General features: G+C 37.3%; 28 protein-coding genes. 26 read left to right on the top strand and 2 right to left on the bottom strand.

Annotated elements, in window-relative coordinates; genetic code table 11:
* Positions 1–10: 10 nt before the first annotated feature.
* The 6 genes from PP175_RS27330 to PP175_RS27355 all read left to right on the top strand — a co-directional run bounded on the left by PP175_RS27330 (position 11) and on the right by PP175_RS27355 (position 3,701).
* Positions 11–829 carry a type II secretion system F family protein gene (locus PP175_RS27330; protein ID WP_272443386.1) on the top strand — a complete coding sequence of 273 codons (819 nt, stop codon included), beginning with the start codon at positions 11–13 and terminating at the stop codon, positions 827–829.
* 158 nt (positions 830–987) lie between these two features.
* Positions 988–1,173, top strand: coding sequence for a hypothetical protein (locus PP175_RS27335; protein WP_272443387.1), 186 nt, complete (start codon positions 988–990; stop codon positions 1,171–1,173).
* Positions 1,174–1,266: 93 nt separating this feature from the next.
* Complete coding sequence (locus PP175_RS27340) at positions 1,267–1,782, top strand: hypothetical protein (protein WP_272443388.1); 516 nt, start codon at positions 1,267–1,269, stop codon at positions 1,780–1,782.
* 2 nt (positions 1,783–1,784) lie between these two features.
* A complete protein-coding gene (locus PP175_RS27345) occupies positions 1,785–2,354 on the top strand; it encodes a hypothetical protein (protein WP_272443389.1) in 570 nt (189 codons plus the stop codon).
* On the top strand, positions 2,341–2,814 hold the full coding sequence (locus PP175_RS27350) for a prepilin peptidase (RefSeq protein ID WP_272443390.1): 474 nt from the start codon (positions 2,341–2,343) through the stop codon (positions 2,812–2,814). Before PP175_RS27345 ends, PP175_RS27350 begins: the two co-directional genes overlap by 14 nt.
* Before the next feature lie 113 nt (positions 2,815–2,927).
* Positions 2,928–3,701: a hypothetical protein gene (locus PP175_RS27355; protein WP_272443391.1), complete on the top strand. Its 774-nt coding sequence runs from the start codon at positions 2,928–2,930 to the stop codon at positions 3,699–3,701.
* A gap of 37 nt (positions 3,702–3,738) precedes the next feature.
* Here the strand turns inward: PP175_RS27355 and PP175_RS27360 are convergent, their stop codons facing one another.
* Both PP175_RS27360 and PP175_RS27365 read right to left on the bottom strand, forming a co-directional pair.
* A complete protein-coding gene (locus tag PP175_RS27360) occupies positions 3,739–4,065 on the bottom strand; it encodes a hypothetical protein (protein WP_272443392.1) in 327 nt (108 codons plus the stop codon).
* 29 nt (positions 4,066–4,094) lie between these two features.
* Positions 4,095–4,751, bottom strand: a complete 657-nt coding sequence (locus PP175_RS27365) for a TlpA family protein disulfide reductase (protein WP_272443393.1) — start codon at positions 4,749–4,751, stop codon at positions 4,095–4,097.
* A gap of 178 nt (positions 4,752–4,929) precedes the next feature.
* On the opposite strand from PP175_RS27365, the gene PP175_RS27370 reads away from it, so the two are divergent.
* The 20 genes from PP175_RS27370 to PP175_RS27465 all read left to right on the top strand — a co-directional run bounded on the left by PP175_RS27370 (position 4,930) and on the right by PP175_RS27465 (position 22,772).
* Positions 4,930–5,424 (top strand): hypothetical protein, encoded by a 495-nt coding sequence (locus tag PP175_RS27370; RefSeq protein WP_272444243.1) that lies wholly within the window; start codon positions 4,930–4,932, stop codon positions 5,422–5,424.
* A gap of 135 nt (positions 5,425–5,559) precedes the next feature.
* Positions 5,560–6,162 (top strand): sigma-70 family RNA polymerase sigma factor, encoded by a 603-nt coding sequence (locus PP175_RS27375; protein WP_272443395.1) that lies wholly within the window; start codon positions 5,560–5,562, stop codon positions 6,160–6,162.
* 211 nt (positions 6,163–6,373) lie between these two features.
* Complete coding sequence (clpX, locus tag PP175_RS27380; RefSeq protein ID WP_442870499.1) at positions 6,374–7,552, top strand: ATP-dependent Clp protease ATP-binding subunit ClpX; 1,179 nt, start codon at positions 6,374–6,376, stop codon at positions 7,550–7,552.
* Between the two features lie 54 nt (positions 7,553–7,606).
* Positions 7,607–8,413, top strand: coding sequence for a DNA adenine methylase (locus PP175_RS27385; protein WP_272443397.1), 807 nt, complete (start codon positions 7,607–7,609; stop codon positions 8,411–8,413).
* Between the two features lie 13 nt (positions 8,414–8,426).
* Positions 8,427–9,491, top strand: coding sequence for a C40 family peptidase (locus PP175_RS27390; protein WP_272443398.1), 1,065 nt, complete (start codon positions 8,427–8,429; stop codon positions 9,489–9,491).
* Positions 9,492–9,645: 154 nt separating this feature from the next.
* A complete protein-coding gene (locus PP175_RS27395) occupies positions 9,646–10,086 on the top strand; it encodes a hypothetical protein (RefSeq protein ID WP_272443399.1) in 441 nt (146 codons plus the stop codon).
* A 61-nt stretch (positions 10,087–10,147) separates the two neighbouring features.
* On the top strand, positions 10,148–10,495 hold the full coding sequence (locus PP175_RS27400) for a PrgI family protein (RefSeq protein WP_272443400.1): 348 nt from the start codon (positions 10,148–10,150) through the stop codon (positions 10,493–10,495).
* Position 10,496: 1 nt separating this feature from the next.
* Positions 10,497–11,498: a TraC-like domain-containing protein gene (locus PP175_RS27405; protein WP_272443401.1), complete on the top strand. Its 1,002-nt coding sequence runs from the start codon at positions 10,497–10,499 to the stop codon at positions 11,496–11,498.
* A 15-nt stretch (positions 11,499–11,513) separates the two neighbouring features.
* Entirely contained in the window at positions 11,514–12,479 is a 966-nt protein-coding gene (locus PP175_RS27410) for a VirB4 family type IV secretion system protein (RefSeq protein ID WP_272444244.1), read from the top strand.
* A gap of 128 nt (positions 12,480–12,607) precedes the next feature.
* A complete protein-coding gene (locus tag PP175_RS27415) occupies positions 12,608–13,198 on the top strand; it encodes a helix-turn-helix domain-containing protein (protein WP_272443380.1) in 591 nt (196 codons plus the stop codon).
* 226 nt (positions 13,199–13,424) lie between these two features.
* On the top strand, positions 13,425–15,026 hold the full coding sequence (locus PP175_RS27420) for a CpaE/TadZ family protein (protein WP_272443381.1): 1,602 nt from the start codon (positions 13,425–13,427) through the stop codon (positions 15,024–15,026).
* 21 nt (positions 15,027–15,047) lie between these two features.
* Positions 15,048–15,884: a Flp pilus assembly protein CpaB gene (gene cpaB / locus PP175_RS27425; RefSeq protein WP_272443382.1), complete on the top strand. Its 837-nt coding sequence runs from the start codon at positions 15,048–15,050 to the stop codon at positions 15,882–15,884.
* Positions 15,885–15,955: 71 nt separating this feature from the next.
* On the top strand, positions 15,956–17,383 hold the full coding sequence (locus PP175_RS27430; protein WP_272443383.1) for an ATPase: 1,428 nt from the start codon (positions 15,956–15,958) through the stop codon (positions 17,381–17,383).
* 32 nt (positions 17,384–17,415) lie between these two features.
* Entirely contained in the window at positions 17,416–18,723 is a 1,308-nt protein-coding gene (locus PP175_RS27435) for a TadA family conjugal transfer-associated ATPase (RefSeq protein WP_272443384.1), read from the top strand.
* Positions 18,724–18,948: 225 nt separating this feature from the next.
* Positions 18,949–19,887 carry a type II secretion system F family protein gene (locus PP175_RS27440; RefSeq protein WP_272443385.1) on the top strand — a complete coding sequence of 313 codons (939 nt, stop codon included), beginning with the start codon at positions 18,949–18,951 and terminating at the stop codon, positions 19,885–19,887.
* An 81-nt stretch (positions 19,888–19,968) separates the two neighbouring features.
* Positions 19,969–20,787, top strand: a complete 819-nt coding sequence (locus PP175_RS27445) for a type II secretion system F family protein (protein ID WP_272443386.1) — start codon at positions 19,969–19,971, stop codon at positions 20,785–20,787.
* A 158-nt stretch (positions 20,788–20,945) separates the two neighbouring features.
* On the top strand, positions 20,946–21,131 hold the full coding sequence (locus tag PP175_RS27450; protein ID WP_272443387.1) for a hypothetical protein: 186 nt from the start codon (positions 20,946–20,948) through the stop codon (positions 21,129–21,131).
* A 93-nt stretch (positions 21,132–21,224) separates the two neighbouring features.
* A complete protein-coding gene (locus PP175_RS27455) occupies positions 21,225–21,740 on the top strand; it encodes a hypothetical protein (protein ID WP_272443388.1) in 516 nt (171 codons plus the stop codon).
* A 2-nt stretch (positions 21,741–21,742) separates the two neighbouring features.
* Positions 21,743–22,312 carry a hypothetical protein gene (locus tag PP175_RS27460; protein WP_272443389.1) on the top strand — a complete coding sequence of 190 codons (570 nt, stop codon included), beginning with the start codon at positions 21,743–21,745 and terminating at the stop codon, positions 22,310–22,312.
* Entirely contained in the window at positions 22,299–22,772 is a 474-nt protein-coding gene (locus PP175_RS27465) for a prepilin peptidase (protein WP_272443390.1), read from the top strand. Before PP175_RS27460 ends, PP175_RS27465 begins: the two co-directional genes overlap by 14 nt.
* Positions 22,773–22,885: the final 113 nt, after the last annotated feature.

Consider the following 22,885-nt stretch of genomic DNA (forward strand, 5'->3'; position numbering starts at 1 on the left):
AAGCGCATTGATGTTTTTCTTTTCAATGGAAAACTACAATGTCCATAAAAGAAGACTAAAACAACTTCATTTCAACGGAAAAAAAGAAGATGCGGATATGTCAGAGATTATTGATAAGGTAACAAAACCCGTCATTCGTCATATTCTGCCTCATCTTCGTCCTGCTAATCTAGAGAAAATCGCAATCAAATTAAAAATGGCAAAATGGGATAAGAAGTTTACACCTATGCAATACCGTGCGTTGAACCTTACGTTAAAAGCTCTCGGTATCATCCTTGCGTTGCTACTGTATAATGCTTCTACGTTGATGGCATTGGTTTGGTTTGTTGCGTTAGTGTTTGGTATGGATTTTCTGTTAAAAAACTCTGTTAAAAACAGAAAAGAAAAGCTGATTTCCGATTTTCCTGATTTTATTCGCATTACGGAAGGGTACTTATCTGCAAATGTACCTTTTTCGAAGGCGGTAGAAGAAAGCATCAAATATGTCGGGGAAGAATGGAGACCGATTCTGCAAAACTTCGTGGTCGAATCAGATGTAAATAGCGTTGAAGAAGCTTTAGATACACTGAAAAAAGAAGTTGACCTCTTTGAAGTGAGAGAGTTTGTCGCTCTTGTCAAATTAACCCTCGAACAAGGTGGAGATGCAAGAGAAAGTTTTTCTGCCCAGGCGGATAAGATTAGAGAAATGCAGTTGGATATGATTGCAATTAAAATTGGAAAACGCCAAATGATGGGTATCGCCATTCAAGGTCCCCTCTTACTTTGTAACCTCTTAGTCTTCGGTTTACCAACCGTATCTTCCATGACTTCATTATCCTCAATGGGTTAAGAATCAAACACGGTTAAACACAAAAACGCTTTTCCAGTAAAAATCCGCACATTATAATAGAATCATGAAGTCTGTGTTGACTATAAACTATATAAATAAAATATAATTTATAGTAATAATCTAAAACCATAAAAATTTTATAAAGGAGGAATTGGCAGATGAAAAATCTATTCAATCGAGCAAAGTTTGTGATGACAGGGGAGGCGGGTGCATCCAACATTGAAATCATCGTTTGGATTTCAGTAGTACTTGTTATCGCCACTGTGCTTTTCGTATTCCGAAATGCCATTATGGACTTTTTGACAAGAGCAACAGGTCAAGTAAACGGATTGCAAGTTCAATAAGCTTAATAAGCAGAAAAAGAACAAGGGAGATATTCGTATCTCCCTTTTCTAAAATTCTTAAAAATTGCATGTAAGGTGGTGAAGAAAAGTTACATGACAAGACTCAACCGATTAAAAAACTTAAAAAAGAACAAAAAAGGTACGATGGCAATTGAAATTGTAATCGGGATGTTCATGTTTCTCGTAGCGTTAAGTTTTATGACAGACATCGCCATTATTGGATGGAAGTTTTCCGTTATCTCGCAAACGAATTCGTTCGTTGCCAGAACCGCCATGCTACAAGGAGGTATCACATCTTCCGCACCTTATGGATTTCCTGGTGCAGATAGAGCGTACTTAACTTCCTCAGAAGTCGCCACAAAAGTCGCTGACAATTTTAAAAAAGCAGGGATAAAAGCGGGTGACTATCAAGTGACGATAAATGGAGCAAACCTTGGTTCTGATGTAACAGTCGATTACGGCGGTGACATTGTTACCCAAATTAAGGTCAATTATAAATGGTCTCTATTAAGTAACTTTATTCCTGGACTTCTTTCTAACTCTACTACTTCGACTAGAACGGTGAATTCAGAATTTAAGTACCGATATAGTGATTTCTCAGGAGAGTAACCATGAAGAAAATCAAACAATCTCTTACCGATAAAAAAGGTGCTATTAGTATATTTTATGTCGTTGGTGTGCTTATTTGCGCTTTGATTGTGACAGCATCCGTGGATATTTTAAAACAAATATGGATTCTAAATGAAGTACAATCCGTCATGGATACGGCAGGCGTGTCGGCTCTTCATCAGGGAGTGGATACCCATAAATTAAGAGCAGAAGAATTTGTTTTTGATGAATCCGCCATTGTCTCAAGTTATGAAAATTTGGTCTACTCTAGTATTCCAGTTGGAAGTAACATCACCACTCGTGGATTAATTAATACGTATGTAGAATACGGTGGTGCAAATGATAATTGGGGCTTGGGTGTAAGCACACATGGAGGAAACCAACTTTTGTTGAGAAGTGAAATGATTTTACGTGTAAAAACAGACAAGCTTTTCGATACGCTTCCAGGTATTCAGAAAGTCTTTTATGATTCCAGAAGCAATTCCGATTTTACTGTGAGTTTCAATGGAACACCAAAAGATGGAGAAACTGAGTTAATTGTTAGGAGTGTGAGTCGTATTGTTTACAGATAGCATCCATACGATGATAAAAAATATTCACAGTCTGTATGGCAACTATTATGTGGTTGCCATACTGACTCTTTTTTTAGCGATTGCTTCGTATACGGATATTAAAGCCTTAAAAATCCCTGATAAAGTCAATATAGTATTTTTCGTCCTACGTTTAATATTGATACCATTTATCGGATTTTCAATCTCAAATATCACAGGTGCTCTATTCGGATTCTTTATTCTGCTCATTCCCGCTATGATAAAAATGCATCAAATGGGCGGAGACATAAAAGCGATGGCTGTAATTGGGTTTTATTTAGGATTTTTTATTACGCCATTATTCGTGGCATTATCATGCACCTACGGTATGATGTACATCATTATTAAATGTCTATTTAGAAAAACGGTTGGGATTATGCCATTTGCACCGTGTTTCTTGTTGGCGCACCTTACGATTTTTGGAATCGCATTTTTCATTTAGCACGCAAAACGGAACTGATAAAAAGTATCGGTTCTTTTTGTTTTTAATTTATAAATTTATTTAATTGATTATAGTGTATAATTAACAAAATCAATGATAAAAAAGGAGAGGAAATGTTGAACAGTTCCATTGAAAAAAAAGTAGCCAAAATTACGAGAGGAAAAGAAGATATTTATGTTTGCATGTACGTCTATGAAAGCACGCTTATCAATTTATCTTTTTTTAAAAGAGTAGACCAAGCGTTTGTGGAACTCTTAAAAGAGCGAGTTCCCCATTATTATGCACAGGAATTGATTCAACGAGTACGTGAAAATCAAGTAGAACAGGTCTCTAAAGAAGAACTGCAGTTGTTTCTTCAACAACAAGATGCAGATGTTTTTCGTATGACAAAAGGAATCAAAGATGTTTTAAATAAAACGACCAGGGACATGCAGGTAGATTATATAGGTGAAGTAGCAGGTATTTATTATTTAATTTCTAAGCACAAAAATGCATCCTACTATGAATGTTATCAATTAAATAAAACGATGAAAGAGGAGGATTATGGTATCCACTTACTTCCTCCTGTATATGTAGAAACCGTTTTGATGGATTATTTATCGCACGCAAAAATGGGGCAACCACCTTTATTCTTGATGGTCTCCGAAAACCTTTTTGTGGGTGTTCAAAAAACGGTAAAGATGGAGAATACCGTTGTCATTTCTTTTATCGATGTTTTTCCTGATAGTGTATCGGGAAGCAAGGCATACCTCATGAAGAGAATGCCCGACAAAAATTATATACCTTTACCGATGTCTCAAGTCACCTCTGAAACCATGGAAACCTTACAAAAAGAAAGCAAACAAATCATTAACCATTTTATCCGTCAGATGGATTTTCTACGATAAACAAGAAACTGAATAGAAACAAAAAAAGACATGTGAATCACATGTCTTCTTTGTTTATTACCAACTGTCGAATAGTTGGACTTTCATTCTTAGTAGGTGCATCGTCTACAGAATCTAAAATACTATTGTTGAGATTATTTATCATCGTCATCTGCAAGAAATGGTCACTACTCCGATTCTCATTTTTTGATGATGGAATCGGAGTAGTAGGAGTCGCATGCTTTGTCGCCACATGCTCCCGTGAGGAAGGGTGAGGCTTTGGTTGGTGTGCTAGCTTTTGTTCCTTATGGGCTTGCTCTGTGTGGCTTGTCTGCACATTTGGTTCTGAACCAAATAGGCTTTTTATCCAGTTGATAAGGCTCATAATAGGACTCCTATATCCATTTTAAATGTTTATTTTTTTATGGTGGCTGGACTATTTCCGTTTGTATGGAAAGCTAAGTCTGCCATACTGCTTAACACTTGGCTATCTGCGCTTCCTACATGTATAAATTGAATGTAGCCTTCTTTATCAACAAAAAGAAAAGTCGGGGTAAAGGTGATGTTGTAATTCATAGCAACGGTTGTCATACCTTCACCTGCGAGAATCTGACCGTCCCGTTTATAATGATTTTGCTTGAAAAAGAGTTCGGCTTGTTGTTTGGTTTCGTTCGGGAAAATGGTGAACACCTTTACATCTGGTCGGCTTGCCTTGAACACTTCAACTTGAGGAAAGGTTTCAATACAAGCGGGACAATTGGTTAGGGCAAATTCCAGCACAACGTTTTGTCCTTTTAACTTACTTAATTGAACACCCTGACCGTCTAGACTTTTTAATGTGAAATCAGGAGCTTGAGTACCGATAAACTTTTGAGCATAACTTTTCTCGTCAGCATTAGGAAATAGAGTATTAAAATCCAATTTATTGCTGATTTTTTTATTGGTATCGGTAGGCTGATTTTGTGCCGTTGTAGCTTGTGGTGAAGATGAAGAGGATGGTGTGGCTGTAGAACAACCTGCTGTCGTCAACATCATGGCAAACAATGATAAAGCGATGACTTTTTTCTTCATAATCAATACCTCCTTCTGTTAAGTTATGTAGTCTTTTATACGGTAAATATATCACCTATATTACTTATAGTCAATAAAATAAAAACGAATTATAAAGACAAAACAAAATACCTATAATGTAAGAACACAAACAAAAACAGGTGAATTTATTTACATAGCACAGGAAGGATGTTTACTTATGAAGAACGTTAATTTTTTAGGGAAAAAATGCGTGTACTTTAAGCACATTTCTCACATTGTTATCGATGAACTGGATATTTTTCATCACACAGCAATGGATTTGGAGTACGGGGAAAAGAGTGAAAACGGTGAGTACAACCTTCTTACAGAAGACCAACTTGCTCAAATTTACTTGGGGAAGGGCAAGGGTGTTTTGTATAAAGGCTACATTGTTTTTGAAGCGGATTTGATTGAGAATAACGAACATTATGATGCCTTTTATTCCTTATATGGCTGGATTAAAAAGAACTATGAAGCCTATCTCAATGGAGTGGTGTTTCATTCCTTGAAAGATAAATTCCAGTTTAACCAGGTTAAATCCATAATTATGCTCTATCAATCAGGATTTTTTTTAAGTGACAAACTCCAAACGAAGTTGGGAAATTATTTAAACAAAGAAGCGGTAGAAATGGTGATAAATGAAGTACACCAAACGATGAAGAAGGCAGGTTAAACTCCTGCCTTTTTTTATTGACTTAATATAGGGCTTGTCAATGGTTGAAAACATATTGACAATAAAACAAATTGAACAAATCTACACTTTAATCTAAAGTTGATACATAAGCCCTGAAAGGAGTGAAACCTACCGTTGTTACTTACAAATGAAGAAAAAAATCAAATTGCAGAAGAAAACTACTCACTGGTTTTTTATGTAGTCAAGATGTTTCAAAACTCTGGTGTTTCTTATGATGAATTGGTGAGCATTGCTATGGTGGGATACGCCAAAGCCTTGAACGCCTTCGATACAGAACGAAACGTTAAATTCTCCACTTACTCGATTAATTGCATACGAAATGAAATTTTATTTTTCCTCCGAAAAGAAAAAGGTCATATGCGAAACAATGTATCACTGAATACCGTCCTGTCTATCGACAAAAACGGGAACAATCTCTCCCTTGAAGAGACCGTAAGTACCCAAGATAATGACGAGAATTCCTTAGAAGAAGATGTGATGGTTGCCGATGATGTTAAGTTCCTAACACTAGCATTAGACCATCTTACAACAAAAGAAAAATATATTATTATAAACCGTTATGGCTTAAATGGATGTGACATTCAAACACAAAAAGAAATTGCAAATCATATCGGGATGTCGCAAGCCAATGTTAGTAAAATGGAAAAGAGTATCTTAGATAAAGTAAAAAGAATACTAAAAGAACAGTACAATATGGAAGATATCCTTCTCGACTAACCCCCGTATTATTGCTCCTTCATCCACACACTCTCTACCTTTACGGTCTGAACTAATGCTGTTATAATTATAATCGCCAATAATACTATAGTCAAAGTATAATATTTATATTATATAGTATTTATTTTATAGAAGCAGATGATTAATCGTGAAAATAGAAATCAAATAAAAGGTTTTGGACCTTAATTTTGATAGGGAGGGAGTGATACGTTTGCCTAAACACTGTTCCTTTTGTGGAAGAACAGAAAATACCAATGTAGAGATTCTTGAAGGAGTCGAGGCAACTATCTGCAGAGAATGTGCGTTGGCTTCTTTAGAAACCTTTGATGAAAGTACAGAAGATATCATCCTACAACCGAATGCCGTTTTAAAACCGCACCAGATTAAAGAACAATTAGATAAATATGTGATTGGACAGGAAGATGCGAAAAAAATTCTTTCGGTTGCGGTATACAACCACTATAAACGGATTCATTCCAAATCAAAAGTAGACATACAAAAAACGAATGTCATGATGCTTGGCGAAACAGGTTCAGGAAAAACCTATCTCATGCAGACACTCGCCAAAATTCTAAATGTACCACTCGTCATCGTAGATGCCACATCCTTAACTGAAGCGGGATATGTGGGAGAAGACGTGGAATCCATTTTAGAAAAACTTTTGAAAAAAGCAAATAACGATATCGAACGAGCGCAAAAAGGCATCGTTTATATTGATGAAATTGATAAATTAGCGAATCAAACGAAAGATGGTAGGAAGAGCACAAAAGACATTTCGGGTGAAGGTGTACAACAAGCCCTCTTAAAAATGATTGAGGATAGTGAAGTAACCATTGGTTTGGGAGAATCAATGATGTCGAAACGAAAGGTTCTTCTACAAACAAAAAACATTTTGTTTGTATGTGGTGGAGCATTTGTTGGCATCCAAGACCTCGTTAAAAATCGGTTAACACCACAAAAATCAATGAACATTGGTTTTCAATCCACTATCCACAAAATAGAACCCACAGTTGAGTACGACAAGGAAATCAGCCAACAAGACATCATTGAGTTCGGCTTTATTCCAGAGTTTGTAGGTAGAATTCCCGTTATTGCCACGCTTAACCCTCTTACCAAAGAAGACCTTTCACAAATTTTAGTTAAACCGAAAAACTCCATCATCAAACAATACCAAGCCTTATTTAGAATGGATGGTGTCAAACTCACCTTTCACCAAAGTGCCATTGAATACATTGTGGAAGAAGCCTTTAAGAAAAAGGTCGGAGCCAGAGGATTACGTGGCGTTATCGAAAGAAAAATGAATGAGTTGATGTTTGAGTTACCCAAGCAGTCGGACATTAAATCCTACGTGATTACAAAGGAAACACTCACAAATCCATTCCATCTTTAGGGACTACGAAATGTAGTCCTTTTACATTAGCTTAAGAAAGGAGCATCCGATTAGTTGTCTTATAATTCCGTGAAATGGAGTGGGAGTAAAAAAAGCCAAGCAAAAGAAATTATTCGTCATTTTCCTTCCGAAATAAACACCTATTATGAACCATTCTTAGGAAGTGCCTCTGTCTTATTTGAACTTCTTCACTCGGATAAACAAGTAAAACGATATGTAGCCAGCGACAAGTGCAAACCCCTCATTGACATCTACCGTTCCATTCAACAAACACCTGAGGCCCTAATCGATTCCTACCGAACAAAATGGGAATCTCTTCAATCCATCGGACAAGATTATTATTATCAAGTCCGAAAAGAGTTCAATCAAGAGCATCAGCCCGATGATTTTTTGTTTTTAACTCGTACGTGTATTAACGGGCTAATCCGTTTTAATCAAAAGGGAGAGTTTAATAGCTCTTTTCACTTCACAAGAAAAGGGATTCATCCTGATACCCTTGCTTCTATTATTTTGGACTGGTCAAAGAAAATTGAGCAAGTCGAATTTATTCATCAAGAATACCAGGAGTTCAACTTACAATCAGGAGATTTTGTGTATGCTGACCCTCCCTATTTCGGTACAAAAGGCATGTACTTTGAAACCATTGACTACGAACAGTTTTGGTCATGGTTAGAAGCACTACCCTGTAGCTTTGCGTTAAGTTTTGACGGTATTCAAGGAAATGAAGATAAAACCCACCAAGTTCCGAACTCGTTATATACCCAACACCTGTATCTCTATTCAGGGGTAAGCAGTTTCCGTCGGTTAAAAAACCAGGGAGCCGTCGGGGTTCAGGAAAGTTTATATCTTAATATTAAATAACTAAGGAGGACATATGAAAGAGTTTAAGAAACTCCCAATCGGAATGTTGCTTACATTTGGTTTATTAACGGGAACAACGGTCTATGCACAAGCAGATGTAGGGGTAGCAACCAGTGATTTTGCTGTAAAAGATAAAGCTGGAAATGTGGTGATGCAATATAAGATGAATCAAAAGGTGTCCATTCAAAAAGAGACGGAAACCGCTTATACCATCACCGTTAATGACAACAACTATCAAGTAGAAAAAAACAATATCCTAAAGACCATCAAGCAGGAAGAACAATCTCTTCGAGTCAATGCAGATGGGGCTTCCTTAAAGAATACGCCATCTTTATTTGGGAATACCATTGAGAACTTGAATAAAGGGGAAACGGTTTACCGAATCAAAGGAATGGATGCACAAGGAAAATGGATAAAAGTGAGAACAACACAAGGAGTGGAGGGATGGGTATACAATCCTTCCTTTGATGAAAACTATAATGAAACGCCTGTTTCCACTAAAGGATATATGCTAGGCAGTGCAGAGGAAGGGTATGGCATTCTTGATGGAAATGAAATCGAAATAGATGGATTTGAAAACGCAACGTACAAAGTAAAAACCCAAGGAAAATATATTTTTATTCCGAAAGACTTCGTTTCATTTACACCACCATTAAATCAAATGATTCACCCACAACCAGTTCAAACACCTCCTCAAAATCTGACGCATAACGATGCGTTAGCCAATCGAATTTTAAATGAAGCGTACAAACATCTTGGAAAACCGTACGTGTGGGGCGCAACGGGACCTGACACATTCGATTGCTCTGGTTTGGTTCAATATGTTTTTGCAAAAGAAGGCGTTATTGTTCCTCGAACTACAAGCGAACAATTTGCTCTGGGTATACCGATTGACACCAACCATTTACAAGCAGGAGACCTTCTCTTTTTCCAAACCTATGAACCAGGTGCATCACATGTTGGCATTTATATCAAAGACAACAAATTCATAAATGCGGTGGGGGAAAGGGTCACTATCTCTGATTTACAAGCCCCTTATTTCGCTACCCGCTATTTAGGTGCAAAAAGGATGTTTTAAAGCATCCTTTTTTGTTTGGAATCAAACCTCATGGCATGATAATGATAGCTTATTTGCATATAGTATATAGAACACTGTAGAACGATTATAGTGTTGATGTAAAAATCGTTCCTTTCTATAATAAAAATACATTACGAAGAGGAGGTGAACAAAAGTGACTGCAATTAAAAATAAAAAATTTTCAATGGGTATTGTAGTGGCAATGATTCTAGCTCTTTTTATGGTATTCGGTCATCCAATTGCATCCCATGCGGCTAGTGGTGCTGGAGTTGGTGATTTATCAGTTAGCATTAACCCTGGAACTGGAACTGGCGGTTCTACCATGAATTTTAAAGGTGTATCTGATTCTAAAGACACAAACGCTTGGAATACCCTCCTTTCTAAATATAGAAACTTCATTGTTGGTATTTCTGGTATCGGTGCGGTTTCCATGATTGCGTTTTTCATCGTGCAATTTATGAAATTGGGTGCATCCGCTGGTAATCCACAAGCTAGAAGCCAAGCCTTAACGGGTGTTCTTTGGACTGGATTAGCCGCCGCTGGACTTGGTGCAGTATCCATTATCGTTGGATTCTTCTACAACTCCGTCAACTAACTTTCCCGTGCATACAAATAAACTGCAAAAGAAAAGCCAATGAAGGAGGTGAATAGTGTCAATGGCTTCCAAAACGGAGGCTGTTGGCACTTTTTCTATGAGAGTGTATAACATTCCGCCTAACATGAATGAAAAAGAAAAAGTCATAGGCGGTATTTTAAATCTTAACCAATTTTTTTGGGTTTTAGGTGGATTGGCGTTAGGAGCATCTGTTTTTGGGATTATCTATAGCCTAACAAAAATTGGTGGTCTTGCACTTACGATGGGCGGTCTTTTTTGTCTATCAGGTGCGCCATTCGCCCTTTACAAAAAACATGGACTCACCCTGTTTCAATATCTCACCCGAAAAAGACGTTTCAAGAAAAAAACACAAAAGTTACCCAATATGCGAAAAGAGGTGAAGTTATAAGGTGGCACTGCCAATTATTATGTTGGTTGTCTTTATTCTTGTATTTGGTGGCATGATTTATGCCGTAATGAAGCAATTGAATAAAACAGACCCAACCAAAGCCGATACATCCACAGTTGACAACATTTCAACTGCCCAGGAATTTCTTCCTTTTGAGGATATTAAGGATAACATGATTATCATGGGTGGTCATAAATACCGCGCTGTTATTGAAGCTTCTTCTACGAACTATAACCTCAAAACGGACAATGAAAAAGAATTGATTGAAATCTCCTTTCAACGTTTCCTCAATTCATTAACATTTCCTGTCACCTTCTACATCCAAACAAAAGTCATGGATAATACCAAAATGTTGAGTCTGATGGAAGAAGAATTAAAAGCCGCTGTTAAGCAATTTCCGAACCTGGAAGATTACGCAAACATTTATTACAGCGAAATGAGCAATTTGAATTCATACATCGGAAACAACAAGCAAAAGAAAAAGTACATTATCGTTCCGTACGAAGAAGCGATTACGCTTGCGGATTTATCTGACGACGAAAAATATGATTACTCGGTTAAAGAGCTTCACACCAGAGCTTCCATAATTGTTGACGGACTCAGTTCTGTTGGTGTAAAAGCGAAGATTTTAGACACCAAAGAACTGGCGGAACTGGTTTATTCCACCTATCACAAAGACAACTATGCTCAAGTTGAGAACATCGTCAACGGCGACTTTTTATCATTACTTACCCAATCAACAGAGAGAAAAATTGAAAATCTCACTGAAGATGCCAAACTGGATTGGATTTTGTATGAAGCACAAATGCGCTTGAAGACTGAACTTCTAGGTGAAACCGTTCCTGATTTTATCAGAGTAAATGTTGAAAAAGCGATTGCTGATTTGGACAGGCTTCGAGACCAAACCAGTGGTTATTATCGTCAGACTGATTCTGACCTATCCATCGATTTTGACGAAGACGATGAAATCTCAATGAACAACCATCTAAATACGAAAAGGTAAGGAGGAATGTGAGAAATGGGATTGTTCAATAAAAAAAGTAAACAAGCTACACAAGAATTAACCATTGATACAGCTAAATCATCCGCCTCAACTGCTTCTCAGAATGTGTTGGGGAAGGGAATTAGAAGTGTAAAAGACCTATTTGCACCTCCTTCCTTTGATAGAAGCCAAGAGGACAACTTGAAAGTAGGGAATAAGTTCGTACGTTCTTTTGTTCTGAATGGTTATCCTTCATCCGTTTCGGTAGGTTGGCTAGACAACCTGTTTAATTACGATGGAGATATGGATACAGCCATTTATGTAGAACCTGCTGATGAACGTACCGCACTCGATGAATTAACGGCAAAAATTACGCAGTTTGAAGCACAGCTTTCTCTTGAAGTGCAAAAGGGTAACATCAAAAACGTTACTCGTTTGAGAAATACAGTTTCTCAATTGTATGACCAGCGGGAGCGACTGGAGCAAAACTACGAAAACCTATTCCATATCGAAATCTTAAGCAACCTGTATGCCAGTTCAAAAGAAGATTTAGATAAGCAGACAACAAAACTGGATAACAAGTTGAAGGGAAGAAAAATTGACTTGATGCCAGTTTATTTGAGACAAGATGATGCTTACAAGAGTGTTCTTCCATTTGGTAAAACGTACATCACCGATATGTTTCGCAATTTCAACTCTGGGGCATTAACGGCTTGTTTTCCTTTCTACAACAGTGAAATCAGTCATAAAACGGGTATATTCTGCGGTGTTAACTTAGCCACGATGACACCCGTATTGATTGACTTCTACGATAGGAGCGTACTGAATAACTCCAATCTAACGGTGTTCGGACAGGCTGGTTCTGGGAAGACATTTTTCGTCTCGCTCTTAACTTTACGTTCTGCATTAAAAGGCGTACGCACTGTAATAATCGACCCTATGGCAAGTCCAGAGGAAAAAAAGGCTGGTATGAAAAATTTGTTGATAAGGCAAAAACTTTAGAATTAAGCAGTGTTTATCCACTCATTGAACAAGTAAAGAAAGCAGAAGAAGCAGAGGCGATAGCTGAAGAAACGCAGGAGCCTATTCCAAAAGAAGCGCATAAGCAAGCTGTTGGTAAGCTTGAACAAATGATTGGGGAACTTACATTAACCGATGAAGAACTTGATAAAGTATTAAATAACTTCGAGTTTCGAATCGACAAAGAAAAAGACGTTCCAAGCGAGAAGGCATTTGAGTTTGTTAAAGGGAGATTTGAGCGGAAATTTCGTTTGCTTTCCAATCGCATTGAACGAGCGATTACAGAAGGCTTCGGCTCTTACATTAAGCAAGTAAGGAAAGGGAAAGGTTTATCCCTTCAAACCGTTGCGGATTTAACAGGAATTAGTCCTTCCTATATCAATCGTATCGAGAAGAGTGAGCGAAAAGCTCCTAGTTATCGAATCATTGAGAAACTTGCTAAAGCCTTTGAGGTTCCGATTGAAGAAATGTTGAAAATCGCTGGCATTAAAGAGGATACGACGAAGGTTCAAGGTTTTGCTCAAGTTATCTATTCAAATGGATTTACTATCAACGGACGACTTATCCCAAATAAACAAAAAGAAATGATTGTAGAAATCATTACAAAAATGGATGAAGCAGTTTGGGGTAATGATACAAAGTATAGAGAGTCCATAGAGTTGATGGAACTTATCAATAAGTACAAGGAACTTGATAAGTAATTGACATTTATAAGTCAAAATCATGAAAACATAGGGGAGCAATATGCCCTGTGTTTTTTTATTTTCTTGTATATTGAATATAATACATAAATGAATATATATTGAATAAAATCAATAAGATTATCGAACAAGGTCAAACAGAAAACACATTGAGTGAACGATTTAATCATGGAATAATGAATTCACAATGATTTATGTCAATCGGAAAAGGAGGTGTCGAAAGAACATGGAGAAAATTTTATTAGCGGTAGGTTTTCGTCAATTGGAAGATTTCTTAGAAAAAAACCTTAAAAAAGAATTTCTCTTCGTAGGGACAACGGTGTATAGGGAAGGCATTATTCGGGCTATTGGGCAGAAAAATCCTGATATCGTGGTTATTCGTGAAACGCTGGACGGGAAAGAAAATATCCTTAGTATTGTCTATGAAATACGAAATAAATTCCCTAAAAAACGGATTGTGTTTATTGCGGGAAAACGTGAGCCTGGTGATGCTCTACTTGCTACACTTGTTAACTACGGTGTCTATGACATATTGCAAGGAGAAAAGGTACGAGCGCAAGAGATTGTCGCTTTGATTCGCAAACCAAACGAATACAAGGATGTCCAGCACTTACAACCTGTTCCTGTCTTGGATGAAAGAAAAAATGAGGTTTTATTTCAAGCCCCAACAACGGTTGTTCAAGAAAAGGAAATTATCAAAGAAATTTACATTGATTCTTCCAAGACAGTTAAGGAAACAACGCCTCAAAACGAACCCCCTGTGTTGGTCAAACCTGATGTTCCAGTAGAAGTACCAGTAGCGGAAGTAATGGAACCTGTTAAAGAAGAAAAGGATAAAGTGGAGAGCGTCCAAGAAGTACCCCCTCAGAAAAAAAGAGTAAAAGAATCACCGCCAGAACCGCCGAAAGAGCCAGCTAAACAAAAAGAACCGCCAAGGGAAGCAACAAAAAAGAGCTTCTTGGATAAGTTAAAGACGAAATCCGATATTAGCAGTTCGCTTGGACAAAAAATGGTGGCAACCACCAAACAAAAAATCATCACATTCATAGGTAGTAAAAGCGGCGTTGGGAATTCTTCTATCGCATTTAATACTGCGTTATCTTTGGCTCGAAAAGGTTTACGGACAATTTTTGTAGAGTTTGATGACAAAACACCATCTGTTAGTTACTGGTATGAATTAGGTCATCTGGAGAACGGCATCGATTCAGCTTTAATCGCTTTGGAAAACAATCAGTTTGAAAAAGTAGAAGAAGCGGTTATTAAATCAGAAGATTTAAAGCAAGCAGAAAGCCTCATGCAAAAAAATTACAGGAAGTTTCCCTCAACATTAGACTTCTTATTTTTCTCCAAAAAGTACCTAACCAGACAAAGCGGTGATGAAATTGAAAACAGAGTAAATCTGTCACTTTCTAAAGAATTATTCCTCTACCTCATGTTCCAACTGGATTATGACTTCATTATTTTAGATGTTCCGCAGGATGTTAACCACGAAGTAACCCACAACGCCTTAATTTATTCCAATAAAGTATTGCTTACACTTACACAAGATGTCAGTACCATTGGCTATTCTATCTACAAATTAAACGAAGTAGCCAAGAAAGGAATAAATCTCGACAAAAAGCTTTACTATATCATCAATAAATTTGAGAAATCGGATTTGTCCCTAAAGGAAATAGAGGATTGGATTCAGGTCAGCAATTTAACCACGGTTCCTCTTTTTAACAAAGAGTTTATTAATGCAAACTTTTTAGGACTTCCTGTTACGCTTTACTCAAAAAATTCAAGCTTACAAACGGCTTTTCAAAAAATAGAAAAGTTGATTGTTTAAAATCATAGGAGGTGTAAATCTTTGAAGAAAAAAAGAGCCATTATTTTAGGGATGCAATTAGCGATTGTTGCAGGCTTCTCCCTCGCTTTTTATAACTATACGCAAAATGAAGTTCAACCCAAGCAGGTCTATGTCTTTAATAAAGACATTGGGGTAAATACGCAAGTAACCCAAGCGGATTTATCAGCCGTCTCAATTCCATCTAAAGCGGTATCTACGAATTTTGCTGTTAATCCCAAAGATATTGTGGGGAAATACCTGAATTCAAACGCTTATAAGGGTCAATATGTGTACAAGCAAGAATTGGTGCGAAAAGACCAAACAGACCCATTTGCCAGCATGGATATGTCTAAATTACGAAAAATATCCATCCCTGTCACTTACGTAGATAGCTTCGCTGGTAACATCAAACGAGGAGACAAGGTTGACCTCGTATTTACGGGCGAAGGAACCAAAAATATTGGTGGACAACAAACACCATTTAAGTACTCAAAAGTCTTCCTACAAAACGTTTACGTATATAACGTAGCAACCGATGATGGGTACAAATATGTTGACCACTCCACCAAATCCAAAGCTGAAATTGCGGGAGCTAACGCTTCAAGTCAAAAAATTGATACTTCTAGCTCTAACAACAAAATCGGCATTGTTACGTTGGCTGTTTCTTTAGACCAAGCAGAAGAAATCCAAGTAAGAGAAAATGGCGGAAAAGTAAGCATGGTTGGGCGTTTTGACGACAACCAATCTTATGAAACATTAGGCTTTGTCTTGGGTGATTACAGCAAAGTATTTGCAGATAAAGCAAGTGCTGAAACAGGAAGAGCAACTATCGTAGATAATAACCAGTACCAAAAATAAAAGGCAGGGAGGTGCAATGAAAACACGCTGTTTGCGTTTATTTCGATGTGAATGGCGTGTTTTCACTTCTAATGAAAAAAGTGTTAGTAGCAACAGGACAAAAAATAATTGATGAAACGATTGCAAAATTTGAAGGGTATGAGGTCGTTAATGCGGTAGAGTACAAAAATGAAGTAGTGGAAGCCTGTGAATATTTTTCTCCTGATATTTTGCTGTTGAGCGAAGGTCTATCAGGACATGAATCCTTGCTTCAAATCATGCTTCAATTGGGCATGAAATTTCCAAATCTCCGCATAATCTATCTGGCTGGACATGTTGATTTACGGGATGAACCGAAAGTGAATGCACTTGGTGTACTCGTTATGGCAGGAATTTATGACATTATACATGAGAAGAGTATTAGTGTCCAAATGCTTAGAAACATATTAGACAACCCAAAAGATGCCGAGAGCATGTCGTATCTTACCAAACGGGTTAAAGAATCCACATCCAAAGCAAATAAGGAATCCTTGATTGAAATTGAGATTCCTCAAGAAAAAGAGAACGAAGAGGATGAAGATATCTATAAAAATTTACATGTGGTTTCCTCCATTAAGCCTGGTACAGGTAAAAGCTTTCTTTCAACAAATGTAGCCACTGCCATTGCTAACTTTGGTGTAGAAAACAAGGATGGTAAAAAACCAAGAGTAGCTCTAATCGAAGCTGACTTACAAAATCTATCCGTTGGTACACTTCTACAAATTGAAGATGATAAAAAGAACCTCAAAGCCGTAATGGAAAAAATCTCAACCATTGTAAACGAGAACGGTAATTTTGTTGGCACACTGGAACAAACCGAAGAAGTAAACACATTTATTAAAAGTTGTTTTAAGCCTTTCTATCGAGTGAAAAACCTCGAAGCTTTAGTTGGTTCACAGCTTACCTTTGAGCAAATTGAAAGCATCAAACCTTACTACTATATTTATCTTCTTGATTCCATTGCCAAAGAATACGATATCGTCGTGGTGGATTCCAACTCTTCCTTAACCCACATTACAACCTTCCCTTTACTTCAAATGGCAAAAAGTTGCTACTATGTGCTCAATCTGGACTTTAACAACGTTCGTAATAACGCTAGGTATAAAAGCATTCTAAAAGAGATGGGCATTGCCGACAAAGTGAAATATGTATTGAACGAGGACATTGTAAACGACCCGAAAGAATCATTGGCTTCGGGTTCGGATATTGAGGAACTTATTTTTACGGCTGACCATTTAGATGACTCTGATTTTAAATTAGAAGCCAGAGTGCCAATGCTTCCAAAAACAGTGTTCTTAAATCGTTTATACGAGGGAACGCCTGTTGTATTGGACGATAAAAAATACACGTTAAAAGCGAGATACGAGATTTTAAAAGTCGCCAACCAAATCTGGCCCATCAAGAATTTTAAAGAAATCGAAGAAGAATACCTAGCTTCGAAAGATGACAAAAAGCGAAAAGGCAAATTCTTTTCACGGTAAAAAAATTACGATAAAAGAGGAGGAGACAAATAGTGGAGAATGATTTTCATTCCTTTAGAAAACAAATTGCGCAAGTGAATCGGCAAAAACAAGATAACGGAGCGTTACTTGATTACGATGAAGCAATTGAAATTATTCAAGGAGAGTTAAAAGAAAAGCTAGGAACAGCAATGGAAGTGAATCAACAAACTTCTTCTAAAAAAGATGAAATTGTTATCAAAGACAAAGAATATTTACGAAGAAAAAAATCAACTTACCGACAATTACTTACTGAGATTATATTCAGCAAAAACATTCGAGTACGCGGGTATGACGGTGAAAAAACAAACGATTTTCTTGAGGAAATGGTTGGTGAATTTGCAGGTTATTCGGTTTTGGAAAACGCCTTTGCCGACCCTGAAATTTCGGATATTTACGTCATTGACTGGAAAACTATCTACGTAGAAAAGGGTGGAACGAACGTCAAATATCAAAAAACATTCAGAAGCCCGAAACATTTTAAAGACACACTGGAACGATTTATGCGGGAAGCAGGTAAGGAAATCAACCTGGGTGATAAGAAGATTGTGGACTTTGAACTCTATCAAGACAGGGGTTGCGCCACATCTCCTAGTGTATCGCCACGAGATTATTCCTTAACCCTGCGTAAACACGCAGAAGACCACATTACCAGAGAACAACTCATTGGTTGGAATGTGTTAACTGAGCAAATTTCCGATTTTCTTGGCATGTTGATTGTAGGGGAATGCAACATCATCTATGCTGGTCTTACAGGTTCAGGTAAAACCACAACGATTCGTGCTTTACTTGACCATTACGTCACGAAAGCCAATAAACGGATGCTTGTATGTGAAGATACACAGGAGTTATTTCCGAAAAATGACCATACGTTGGAGTTGGTATCTGTTAAAAGTGATGATAAAGCCCAAGCGGTTCCGTTAGGCAAATTAATCATTACGGCACTTCGTTTGAAACCCAAATATATCGTGGTTGGAGAAGTGCGGGGAGAAGAGGCAGAAGCCGCCGTTGAAGGCATGGAGACTGGACACAGCACGATTTTCACCATGCATGGAGGAAATCCGTGGAATATCGTTAACCGCCTTGTAACCAAATACCTGATGGCAATGCCTACACTTGGTATCGACGTTGTAGAGCGTATCATTGGTTCTGCAGTAGACTATGTAGCTATCCAGGATAACATCCCAGGTGTTGGACGGAAAATAACCAGCATTTGTGAAGTTAATTATGACTTTACGAACAAACGTGTGGATATCAAGACCATTTTCCGATACGACTTTAGAAAAAGATTTTGTGTTAGAAGGAAAAATTTCACAAGATAAAGTGGATAAAATGTTACGACGTGGTATTCCACTTGAAGAGTTGGAGAAATGGATGGAAAAACCCGAAGAATTAGCCAAAACCGCATAAAGCATTTTTTTTATTCCTTGCTTTTTGACTATATGCTATATTCAACTAAGGGTTGATTATAATATATCTGGAATGAAATGCGAGGATATATCTATAATCTCATAAACAAAAACTATTGAGTAAAGGCAGGTGAGCAAATGGGATTATATGTAGTCATCTTTATTGTTCTGATGCTGATAACCATCCTGATACGCAATATGAATGGGAAATCTGACAGCGTAATAGATAGACGAAAACAACAGTCGAAAAATATTCTTCGTGAGAATGTATTAAAGAAATCATTGGAACGATTCTCCGAGCAAAAAGTTAAATTCTCCAAGCGATATGCAATTGAAACACTTTGTTTGCAAGCTGGATATCATTTATCTTATGCAGAGTATCTCATGATGTCAATTGGTTCGGCAATAGGTGTTGCTATCTTAGTTGGGATTATCATGAATAACCCTCTTTTAGCCATCATGTTCCTGGTAATTGGATATATGTTGCCAAGACAGGTCATTACCTTCTTAAAAAACAAGCGGGTTAAGATGATGGAACGCCAGATAGGTCCGTTCATGCAGATGGTTATCAAACGGTATGAAACAACAAGAGATTTTAGTAAATCTCTTAAACTAACACTGGATGAATTCGTAGGTGAAGAACCGATGTATTCCGAAATTAAGCAAACGGTGTTGGAAATCCAAGTAGGGGTTCCTGTAGGTGAGGCTATGGATAACATGGCACGGAGAACAGGTAATAAGTATATGGCTCGTTTAGCCGACTATTATAAAATTGCCTCCTCTTTGGGTACAGATGAAATTCGCAAGAAGCTGTTAACTCAAGCGTATTCACAATTTGAGGAAAACAGAAAAGCAAAAGCCTCTATGAAAAAAGAACTGGCAGGTCCTGTCAGAGAAGCCTACATTATGTTAGGTTCCATTCCAATGTTCGCTATCTATCAAATCATGACCAATGACACCTATGTTTCTTTTATGACGCAAACCTCTACAGGTAGGATTGGTACGGCAGTAATTTCAGCGGTATTAATGGGTTCTATCTGGTTTGTTAACGCTAAAATAGGTGCGCCACTTGAATAGAAAGGGAGGTAGTGAATCGTGCAACTGGTCTACAGTGTCATCGTGCTTGTTACGTTGTTCTTTTTAGCTAGAAGCGCATTGATGTTTTTCTTTTCAATGGAAAACTACAATGTCCATAAAAGAAGACTAAAACAACTTCATTTCAACGGAAAAAAAGAAGATGCGGATATGTCAGAGATTATTGATAAGGTAACAAAACCCGTCATTCGTCATATTCTGCCTCATCTTCGTCCTGCTAATCTAGAGAAAATCGCAATCAAATTAAAAATGGCAAAATGGGATAAGAAGTTTACACCTATGCAATACCGTGCGTTGAACCTTACGTTAAAAGCTCTCGGTATCATCCTTGCGTTGCTACTGTATAATGCTTCTACGTTGATGGCATTGGTTTGGTTTGTTGCGTTAGTGTTTGGTATGGATTTTCTGTTAAAAAACTCTGTTAAAAACAGAAAAGAAAAGCTGATTTCCGATTTTCCTGATTTTATTCGCATTACGGAAGGGTACTTATCTGCAAATGTACCTTTTTCGAAGGCGGTAGAAGAAAGCATCAAATATGTCGGGGAAGAATGGAGACCGATTCTGCAAAACTTCGTGGTCGAATCAGATGTAAATAGCGTTGAAGAAGCTTTAGATACACTGAAAAAAGAAGTTGACCTCTTTGAAGTGAGAGAGTTTGTCGCTCTTGTCAAATTAACCCTCGAACAAGGTGGAGATGCAAGAGAAAGTTTTTCTGCCCAGGCGGATAAGATTAGAGAAATGCAGTTGGATATGATTGCAATTAAAATTGGAAAACGCCAAATGATGGGTATCGCCATTCAAGGTCCCCTCTTACTTTGTAACCTCTTAGTCTTCGGTTTACCAACCGTATCTTCCATGACTTCATTATCCTCAATGGGTTAAGAATCAAACACGGTTAAACACAAAAACGCTTTTCCAGTAAAAATCCGCACATTATAATAGAATCATGAAGTCTGTGTTGACTATAAACTATATAAATAAAATATAATTTATAGTAATAATCTAAAACCATAAAAATTTTATAAAGGAGGAATTGGCAGATGAAAAATCTATTCAATCGAGCAAAGTTTGTGATGACAGGGGAGGCGGGTGCATCCAACATTGAAATCATCGTTTGGATTTCAGTAGTACTTGTTATCGCCACTGTGCTTTTCGTATTCCGAAATGCCATTATGGACTTTTTGACAAGAGCAACAGGTCAAGTAAACGGATTGCAAGTTCAATAAGCTTAATAAGCAGAAAAAGAACAAGGGAGATATTCGTATCTCCCTTTTCTAAAATTCTTAAAAATTGCATGTAAGGTGGTGAAGAAAAGTTACATGACAAGACTCAACCGATTAAAAAACTTAAAAAAGAACAAAAAAGGTACGATGGCAATTGAAATTGTAATCGGGATGTTCATGTTTCTCGTAGCGTTAAGTTTTATGACAGACATCGCCATTATTGGATGGAAGTTTTCCGTTATCTCGCAAACGAATTCGTTCGTTGCCAGAACCGCCATGCTACAAGGAGGTATCACATCTTCCGCACCTTATGGATTTCCTGGTGCAGATAGAGCGTACTTAACTTCCTCAGAAGTCGCCACAAAAGTCGCTGACAATTTTAAAAAAGCAGGGATAAAAGCGGGTGACTATCAAGTGACGATAAATGGAGCAAACCTTGGTTCTGATGTAACAGTCGATTACGGCGGTGACATTGTTACCCAAATTAAGGTCAATTATAAATGGTCTCTATTAAGTAACTTTATTCCTGGACTTCTTTCTAACTCTACTACTTCGACTAGAACGGTGAATTCAGAATTTAAGTACCGATATAGTGATTTCTCAGGAGAGTAACCATGAAGAAAATCAAACAATCTCTTACCGATAAAAAAGGTGCTATTAGTATATTTTATGTCGTTGGTGTGCTTATTTGCGCTTTGATTGTGACAGCATCCGTGGATATTTTAAAACAAATATGGATTCTAAATGAAGTACAATCCGTCATGGATACGGCAGGCGTGTCGGCTCTTCATCAGGGAGTGGATACCCATAAATTAAGAGCAGAAGAATTTGTTTTTGATGAATCCGCCATTGTCTCAAGTTATGAAAATTTGGTCTACTCTAGTATTCCAGTTGGAAGTAACATCACCACTCGTGGATTAATTAATACGTATGTAGAATACGGTGGTGCAAATGATAATTGGGGCTTGGGTGTAAGCACACATGGAGGAAACCAACTTTTGTTGAGAAGTGAAATGATTTTACGTGTAAAAACAGACAAGCTTTTCGATACGCTTCCAGGTATTCAGAAAGTCTTTTATGATTCCAGAAGCAATTCCGATTTTACTGTGAGTTTCAATGGAACACCAAAAGATGGAGAAACTGAGTTAATTGTTAGGAGTGTGAGTCGTATTGTTTACAGATAGCATCCATACGATGATAAAAAATATTCACAGTCTGTATGGCAACTATTATGTGGTTGCCATACTGACTCTTTTTTTAGCGATTGCTTCGTATACGGATATTAAAGCCTTAAAAATCCCTGATAAAGTCAATATAGTATTTTTCGTCCTACGTTTAATATTGATACCATTTATCGGATTTTCAATCTCAAATATCACAGGTGCTCTATTCGGATTCTTTATTCTGCTCATTCCCGCTATGATAAAAATGCATCAAATGGGCGGAGACATAAAAGCGATGGCTGTAATTGGGTTTTATTTAGGATTTTTTATTACGCCATTATTCGTGGCATTATCATGCACCTACGGTATGATGTACATCATTATTAAATGTCTATTTAGAAAAACGGTTGGGATTATGCCATTTGCACCGTGTTTCTTGTTGGCGCACCTTACGATTTTTGGAATCGCATTTTTCATTTAGCACGCAAAACGGAACTGATAAAAAGTATCGGTTCTTTTTGTTTTTAATTTATAAATTTATTTAATTGATTATAGTGTATAATTAACAAAATCAATGATAAAAAAGGAGAGGAA

This window comes from Aneurinibacillus sp. Ricciae_BoGa-3, from assembly GCF_028421645.1.
Lineage (GTDB): Bacteria > Bacillota > Bacilli > Aneurinibacillales > Aneurinibacillaceae > Aneurinibacillus_B.

What these genes read in the sequence shown, in the direction of transcription:
- PP175_RS27330 (WP_272443386.1), top strand. Translation starts at nt 11, where the DNA reads ATGTTTTTCTTTTCAATGGAAAACTACAATGTCCATAAAAGAAGACTA.
- PP175_RS27335 (WP_272443387.1), top strand. Translation starts at nt 988, where the DNA reads ATGAAAAATCTATTCAATCGAGCAAAGTTTGTGATGACAGGGGAGGCG.
- PP175_RS27340 (WP_272443388.1), top strand. Translation starts at nt 1,267, where the DNA reads ATGACAAGACTCAACCGATTAAAAAACTTAAAAAAGAACAAAAAAGGT.
- PP175_RS27345 (WP_272443389.1), top strand. Translation starts at nt 1,785, where the DNA reads ATGAAGAAAATCAAACAATCTCTTACCGATAAAAAAGGTGCTATTAGT.
- PP175_RS27355 (WP_272443391.1), top strand. Translation starts at nt 2,928, where the DNA reads ATGTTGAACAGTTCCATTGAAAAAAAAGTAGCCAAAATTACGAGAGGA.
- PP175_RS27360 (WP_272443392.1), bottom strand. Translation starts at nt 4,065, where the DNA reads ATGAGCCTTATCAACTGGATAAAAAGCCTATTTGGTTCAGAACCAAAT.
- PP175_RS27365 (WP_272443393.1), bottom strand. Translation starts at nt 4,751, where the DNA reads ATGAAGAAAAAAGTCATCGCTTTATCATTGTTTGCCATGATGTTGACG.
- PP175_RS27370 (WP_272444243.1), top strand. Translation starts at nt 4,930, where the DNA reads ATGAAGAACGTTAATTTTTTAGGGAAAAAATGCGTGTACTTTAAGCAC.
- PP175_RS27390 (WP_272443398.1), top strand. Translation starts at nt 8,427, where the DNA reads ATGAAAGAGTTTAAGAAACTCCCAATCGGAATGTTGCTTACATTTGGT.
- PP175_RS27400 (WP_272443400.1), top strand. Translation starts at nt 10,148, where the DNA reads ATGGCTTCCAAAACGGAGGCTGTTGGCACTTTTTCTATGAGAGTGTAT.
- PP175_RS27410 (WP_272444244.1), top strand. Translation starts at nt 11,514, where the DNA reads ATGGGATTGTTCAATAAAAAAAGTAAACAAGCTACACAAGAATTAACC.
- PP175_RS27415 (WP_272443380.1), top strand. Translation starts at nt 12,608, where the DNA reads ATGATTGGGGAACTTACATTAACCGATGAAGAACTTGATAAAGTATTA.
- PP175_RS27420 (WP_272443381.1), top strand. Translation starts at nt 13,425, where the DNA reads ATGGAGAAAATTTTATTAGCGGTAGGTTTTCGTCAATTGGAAGATTTC.
- PP175_RS27430 (WP_272443383.1), top strand. Translation starts at nt 15,956, where the DNA reads ATGAAAAAAGTGTTAGTAGCAACAGGACAAAAAATAATTGATGAAACG.
- PP175_RS27440 (WP_272443385.1), top strand. Translation starts at nt 18,949, where the DNA reads ATGGGATTATATGTAGTCATCTTTATTGTTCTGATGCTGATAACCATC.
- PP175_RS27445 (WP_272443386.1), top strand. Translation starts at nt 19,969, where the DNA reads ATGTTTTTCTTTTCAATGGAAAACTACAATGTCCATAAAAGAAGACTA.
- PP175_RS27450 (WP_272443387.1), top strand. Translation starts at nt 20,946, where the DNA reads ATGAAAAATCTATTCAATCGAGCAAAGTTTGTGATGACAGGGGAGGCG.
- PP175_RS27455 (WP_272443388.1), top strand. Translation starts at nt 21,225, where the DNA reads ATGACAAGACTCAACCGATTAAAAAACTTAAAAAAGAACAAAAAAGGT.
- PP175_RS27460 (WP_272443389.1), top strand. Translation starts at nt 21,743, where the DNA reads ATGAAGAAAATCAAACAATCTCTTACCGATAAAAAAGGTGCTATTAGT.